This window comes from Halomonas cibimaris (assembly GCF_039537045.1).
Classification (GTDB): Bacteria; Pseudomonadota; Gammaproteobacteria; order Pseudomonadales; family Halomonadaceae; genus Vreelandella; species Vreelandella cibimaris.
The window spans coordinates 1-5,940 of record NZ_BAAAZT010000049.1 but is presented as its reverse complement, the minus strand read 5'-3'; the positions used below and the strand labels follow the sequence as shown (position 1 = coordinate 5,940).

Sequence of the window (5,940 nt, the reverse complement as noted above, 5' to 3'; positions counted from 1 at the left end):
CGGCGACGAGCTACCGGCTCCCCGGGGCTTCAGGATGCCCAGTCAGCGTTCCGGTGAATAAGCCGGGAATACCGCAGGTGCTGCGCTTATTGTTTGAATTCAGGTATGGCAACTATGTTGACAGACTCCGTAGCGGCCTCATCACAAACGCCATTAACCGAGTGCTTCATCACCTCAGGATCGCTGAGAATTTCAGTCAATGCGGGAACATCGTCGAGGGATAACCGACGTAAAACCAATCTCTCCGTTTCACAAACCTGCACCATAGCCTCCCTGTGCATAACAGCTATTAGACGGAACGCTCTGATATTGAATGAACGTGCCGGCGCGTTTAACAAAATTATCCCGCGTACCTTTCTTTTCCTAACTCATTGATATTATAAAATATTAAGAATAGCTCGGCAGCCTAAGCAGAACTCGCGCGCTTGCACGTTTTTCCCGAACCAATAACACTGTATGCATAGCCATCTAAAGAGGAGCGCCACATGAATATGCACAGCAGGCCGCCGAAGCTGATGGTTCGAGTGAAGGCCACCTGCGCATAAAACGCTATAGCCCGCGCATCGAGAAGACCTACTGTTACTGGATACGCTTCTTCATCCGGTTCCACACGTGCGGCATCCTGCGAGTATCAAAATCTTCTAAAGCGAAATTAGCATTTCCGCACCCACCCTTCCACATTCCTGCCACATTTCTCATGCTTTTTTCGTAGCAACACAAAAAAGCGCCTCCGCAGAGGCGCTTTTCCATCAGGGCGGGCGGCTGTAAGCTTCATCCGGTGTGGTCTGCGTTATTTACCCGCGACGACGGGCAGTTCCACCACCACTTTTAACCCGCCAGCGCTGGCGCGGCTGAGCTGCATACGGCCGCTGTAAAGAGCCACCAGGTCAGTCACAATCGCCAGCCCCAGGCCACTCCCCGGGCGTTGTTCGTCCAGTCGTTTACCGCGCTGTACCGCCTGCTGACACTCCGCTTCGGACATGCCGGGGCCGTCATCGCTAACGGTTAAAGTTAACTGCTGCTCGTCTCCTGTTACCTGTAGCTGCACAGCGCCGTGTGCCCAGCGCAGCGCATTGTCCAGCAAGTTGCCTACCAACTCCTGGATATCCTGCGCATCCATATGCACCTTGATGCCACCCGCCCAGGTGGGGCGCAGCGCAATGCCGCGCCGCTGGGCAAGCCTGGCCAGCCCATGGAGCAGCGGCGCCAGGGTAGCGTGCAAATCAATGGGCGCAAAGCGTACACCCTCGCCCGCTGCCGATGCCCGCGCCAGGTGGTGGCGTACCGCGCTATCCACGCGCGCCAGCTCCACTTCCCAGGCGGCGCGGTTCTCTTCCGGCAGTTGGCGTAGCTGTAAGCGCATCACACTCAGCGGGGTTTTCAGCGCATGGGCAAGGTTGCCAGCGGTGTGGCGGCCGCGTTCGATCAGGCGCTGATCGCGGGCCAGCACCGCGTTCATCGAGGCTGCCAGGGTCGCCAGCTCATCAGGCAGGCGGGTATCCAGCTGCTCCGCATTCCCCTGCTCTACATCCTTTAGATTGGCGTGCATGCGGCGCAGCGGTGCCAGCCCCCAGCGCACCTGCAGCGCCAATACGCCCAACAGCAGCACGCCCAGGCCGGCCAGGCCACCCCACAGCAGGCGCTGAAATTCGCCAATATCCCGAGCTAATGAATCGTCCTGCGCGGCCACACTAATATGCAGCGGCGCGGCTAACGGCGCCAGGTAAATATCGCGCTCTACCACCCGCAGCGACTGGTCTCGGGGGCCAGATATCGAGCGGGCGCTAATCGCGTCATTGGCGATGACCGGCAGGCGCTGATCCCACAGCGAGCGCGAAGTCAGGGTGTTTTCCGCGCCATCGGTAATTTGCCAGTACCAGCCGGAATAGGCATTTTCAAAACGCGGGTCGCCTAGCGCCCGGTCGTGTACAAGCTGCTGTTCAAGGCGGTCATAGGTAACGCCCGCGATGATGACGTTCAGGGTGGCCCCCAGGCGCTCGTCAAAGGCCTGCGTGGCCGAGGTACGATAATGATGAGACAGCAGCGTACCCGCGATGGGCAGCGCCAGCCCGACCATCGCCAGAGCGGCCAGCAGTAGCCGCACGCTGATGGAACGCTTGGCCCAGCGGTCTTTCCAGGCGGTGGTATGCTGGCTCATTCGCCAGCCGGCTCTTCAGCCAATAGCCGATAGCCCTGACCACGCAGGGTAGCAATGCGCCAGCTACCCAGTTTTCGGCGCAGCCGGCTGACCTGAACATCAATCACGTTGGAGTCCGGTTCGTGGTCGCGGTCGTAAACGTGCTCTGACAGCTCGGTACGGCTGACGATCCGCGGCGCGGCGTGCATCAAATAACCCAGCAGACGGGTCTCCTGGGCGGTTAACCCCACCGGGCGACCGGCAAGCGAAACGTGCTGAGTGTGCGTATCCAGACTCAGCTCGCCCACTTTCAGCACCGGGTGGGCGTGGCCATGACTGCGGCGCACCAGGGCGCGCAGGCGGAAGAGCACTTCCGCCGATTCGAACGGTTTGGTGACGTAATCATCGGCACCGGCGGTAAATCCTGCGGCTTTATCGGCCCAGCGCTCTCGGGCGGTAAGGATCAGCACCGGCAGGTCGATGCCATCCTCCCGCCATGCGGAAAGCCAGCGAGTGCCATCGCCATCGGGCAGTCCAATATCCAGAATCAGCGTGTCGTAGGCTTCCGTGCGCACTAGAAAATCAGCGTCCTGGCCCGTCGCCGCATGCTCTACCAACCAGTCTCCGTCGCGTAGCGCCTGGCTGAGCTCACGGGTGAGCGCCTGGTCATCCTCTACCAACAAACACTTCATCGGCTAACTACCCTTCCTTTTATATGGCAAATGGGAGCAATAGGCTAACGGCGCATATCGTTGATACGCACCCCTTCGATGGACATCAGCTGGCCGTTATGGCCGTCAAACTCGAACTCGACGACTTGCCCTTGCGGGCCCAGCAGCTTGATTTCGTATTCGACCTCTCCCTCTTCACGCTCCACCTCAACCTCCAGCACTTCACCTATATAGTGGGCTTCCAGCCAATCCAGAATGGAGTCGAGGGACACCACTTCACCACGGCGTACTTCGCCGTGTAACGACTTCCAGTGCTGGTCACCCGCAGCGCTGCCCACCAGCAGTAGCACCAGCGCTAAACCAGTGACATTGCGGCGAGCGCTTCGCTGGAAGCTGCCCAGCGGCTGTATAAGACGGCGGAAGAGTTTACGCATAATGCCAGCATGCCAAAAACAACATGAATGCTAGATGAACAGCTTCTTCAGCTTAAGGAAAGTATCGCAGTGGTATAAATTCCCCATCGCATCCGCTGAATGCGATTAATCCATTCTCGTACAGACACTCGTGTACAAATGCGTAAGGAAGGAATTTGCCATGAACACCATGAAAAAAATGCTGCTGATCCCGACCTCTGCCCTGCTGCTTGCCGCTGCTGCGGGTAGCGCCCAGGCCGACTCACTGCCGATGGATCGCATCGATGACGTATTGACCCACGCCAATGAATACGGCTTCAGCCACTACGAAGAAGTCAGCATTGAAAACCGTGGCCGCGTAGAAGTGGAAGGTTGGCTCGACGATGAGTGGTACGCCGACGTGGAATTTTCCCTCGATAACGGTGAAACACTACAAGAGCAACGTGAGCGCCTGATCACCAGTGCCTGGGGTATGAGCGAAGACGATATCCGCCAGGCGCTCGACGTGGCAAGCCAGGAAGGCATGGTAGAGTTTGAAGATCTCGATATCGACAAGACCGGTATCATCGATGTGGAAGGCCGCGATAAAGATGGACGTGAGCTGGAAATCAGCGTGCGTCAGGGCTCTTCCGAAGTCACCCAGATTGAGCGCGATTAATGTCTCCAGCTAAGCGCTTGGCGGGCTCCCCACGGGGAGCCCGCTGCGTTTATGGTAGGCCGTTGAAGCATGCCGCTAAACTTATCGTGCCGACTTTATCGGGGAAGCTGAGCGTAGCTCCGTGTTGAACAAAGGCGTTAACAGTCTATCTGACACTCCCCGCCAGCCCAGCAGACAAAGCGGCTTCCCAGCCTGATGGCGGCGGTGTCCAAGCTTTTGGTCACCCAGTCATCAGGATAAGCCGTGATCGGCTGCCTGCTTGTACTGCTTGAGCTGGCAGACACGCTCTTTAAGCAGCTCGATGGCATGGCTGGCAACGATAACGGGCTGCAACGTGCCGCCGCCGGATATGCTTTCCGACCACCAGAACTCGGTCTCCGCCTCACGAAATTTAAGCCACGCCAGCTGGGCTTTCTTCAGCGCGGCCTGCTCATCCGCCGCAAGGCTCTCCATCAGCTCCTGATACGCCATGTTCAGCTCCGTATCCCAGCCCTTGTACGCCCGGCCCTGGGCGTTGCGCATATCCAGCGTAACGCCACCGCTCGCGTCCATGTCCCGCTCAAATTGCACGTCGATGGGGTGCGGATGACCGGAATCGCAGAAAGTCTCTGCGGCAAGTGCCAGCGGCGCAAACGCTGCCAGGGAAAGAACCAGAACGGTTTTTTTCATGATATCTCCAAGTAAACGGGGCGAGACAGCAATAAGCGTACATACCGCCGGTAACCAGGCCTATGCCGGCGTTAAACACCACAGCGAGGTAACTTCCGCGCTGCGTGCGGCGTGGAGCGGGTCCGTGCTGTCCTGGCTGCGGCCGTGCTTGGGCTGGGTGTCGAGCCGGTATTTCACGTCCAGTTTTGCCTCGGCAAACCACGCCAGCAGCTGTTCTCGGGTACGCAGCTGCAGGTGCTCGGCCAGATCGGACAGGATCAGCCACACCTCCCCCTGCGGTGCCAGATGCGCACGGACGCCCTGCAAGAAGCCGCGCAGCATCCGGCTTTTGGGGTCATACACGGCGAGCTCCAGCGCCGAGCTGGGCTTCGCCGGCAGCCAGGGCGGGTTGCACACGATAAGGTCGGCCAGCGGCTGCCCCGTCGGAAACAGGTCGACCTCCTGCAGCTGTATTTCCGAAAGTGCTGAACGCTCAAGGTTATCGGCCGCGCAGGCCAGCGCCCGCGGGTTGGAGTCCGTGGCAACGACCTGCCCCACCCCGCGCTTCGCCAGGATGATCGCCAATAACCCCGTACCGGTGCCGATATCAAAGGCCACCTCGTGCCTGGCCGGCAGCGGTGCGTCCTGCACCCTATGCGTCAACGTAGTTGTCACCCAAACGGATTGAGAGGTGATCAACGTGCGTTACCCCGCAGAGCGTAAGGAAGCCATCCTCAAGAAGATGGCGCCGCCCATGAACATGACCATCCCGGAATTAGCCGAACAGGAAGGCATCACCGCGACAACCCTCTACAATTGGCGGAAACAGGCCAGAGCACGAGGACAGGTTTTGCCATCACGTTCTACCCAGCCAGATCAGTGGACCAGCCAGGAGAAGTTCCAGGTCGTCCTGGAGACAGCTCCGATGAACGAGGCTGAAGTCAGCGCCTACTGCCGCGAGCGCGGGCTCTACCCCGAGCAGGTGGAGGCCTGGCGGGATGCCTGCATGAACGCCAACGACGATGCGGCAGCGCAGGCCAAGCAGCAACGCCAGGCCCGCAAGGAGGAGCAGAAGCGGCTCCGTAAGCTGGAGCGCGAGTTGCACCGCAAGGACAAGGCCCTGGCCGAGACGGCGGCGCTGTTGGCCCTGTCAAAAAAAGCCGAGGCGATCTGGGGCACGACCAACGACGAGGACGACTGACCAGCCTCCCGGATCGCCAACGCATCGTGACTCTGGTGCAAGACGCCCAGCGTGACGGTGCTCGGCTGGCCAAAGCCTGTCAGGTGATGGGTATCAATGTGCGCACCTGTAGTGGCATAGTGAATCTGGCCACCTGATTTTGAGTGTATGATCACTCACAGAGACAGTCAGGTGCAGATGATGACGAAGAAGAGAACGTTCAGCCCGGAATT

General features: G+C 59.3%; 8 protein-coding genes. 2 read left to right on the top strand and 6 right to left on the bottom strand.

All coding sequences use genetic code 11. From position 1 onward, the window contains the following. Nucleotides 1-406: 406 nt before the first annotated feature. From ABD654_RS05805 to ABD654_RS05790, 4 genes are all read right to left on the bottom strand, one after another. Entirely contained in the window at nucleotides 407-610 is a 204-nt protein-coding gene (locus tag ABD654_RS05805; RefSeq protein WP_344703188.1) for a hypothetical protein, read from the bottom strand. Between the two features lie 180 nt (nucleotides 611-790). Further along, entirely contained in the window at nucleotides 791-2,158 is a 1,368-nt protein-coding gene (locus ABD654_RS05800; protein ID WP_344703186.1) for a sensor histidine kinase, read from the bottom strand. Then, entirely contained in the window at nucleotides 2,155-2,829 is a 675-nt protein-coding gene (locus ABD654_RS05795) for a winged helix-turn-helix domain-containing protein (RefSeq protein WP_301515288.1), read from the bottom strand. Before ABD654_RS05795 ends, ABD654_RS05800 begins: the two co-directional genes overlap by 4 nt. 44 nt (nucleotides 2,830-2,873) lie before the next feature. After that, complete coding sequence (locus ABD654_RS05790) at nucleotides 2,874-3,242, bottom strand: PepSY domain-containing protein (protein ID WP_301515289.1); 369 nt, start codon at nucleotides 3,240-3,242, stop codon at nucleotides 2,874-2,876. A gap of 160 nt (nucleotides 3,243-3,402) precedes the next feature. Between ABD654_RS05790 and ABD654_RS05785 the strand changes: the two genes are divergently transcribed. Further along, nucleotides 3,403-3,879, top strand: a complete 477-nt coding sequence (locus ABD654_RS05785; protein WP_344703180.1) for a PepSY domain-containing protein — start codon at nucleotides 3,403-3,405, stop codon at nucleotides 3,877-3,879. A 231-nt stretch (nucleotides 3,880-4,110) separates the two neighbouring features. Here ABD654_RS05785 and ABD654_RS05780 read toward each other — a convergent pair whose 3' ends face one another. Beyond that, nucleotides 4,111-4,548 carry a lysozyme inhibitor LprI family protein gene (locus ABD654_RS05780; RefSeq protein WP_344703178.1) on the bottom strand — a complete coding sequence of 146 codons (438 nt, stop codon included), beginning with the start codon at nucleotides 4,546-4,548 and terminating at the stop codon, nucleotides 4,111-4,113. Nucleotides 4,549-4,608: 60 nt separating this feature from the next. Continuing rightward, nucleotides 4,609-5,190: a methyltransferase gene (locus ABD654_RS05775; RefSeq protein ID WP_344703176.1), complete on the bottom strand. Its 582-nt coding sequence runs from the start codon at nucleotides 5,188-5,190 to the stop codon at nucleotides 4,609-4,611. A 28-nt stretch (nucleotides 5,191-5,218) separates the two neighbouring features. Between ABD654_RS05775 and ABD654_RS05770 the strand changes: the two genes are divergently transcribed. Next, nucleotides 5,219-5,728, top strand: a complete 510-nt coding sequence (locus tag ABD654_RS05770; RefSeq protein WP_344703174.1) for a transposase — start codon at nucleotides 5,219-5,221, stop codon at nucleotides 5,726-5,728. The last annotated feature ends 212 nt before the right edge of the window (nucleotides 5,729-5,940 follow it).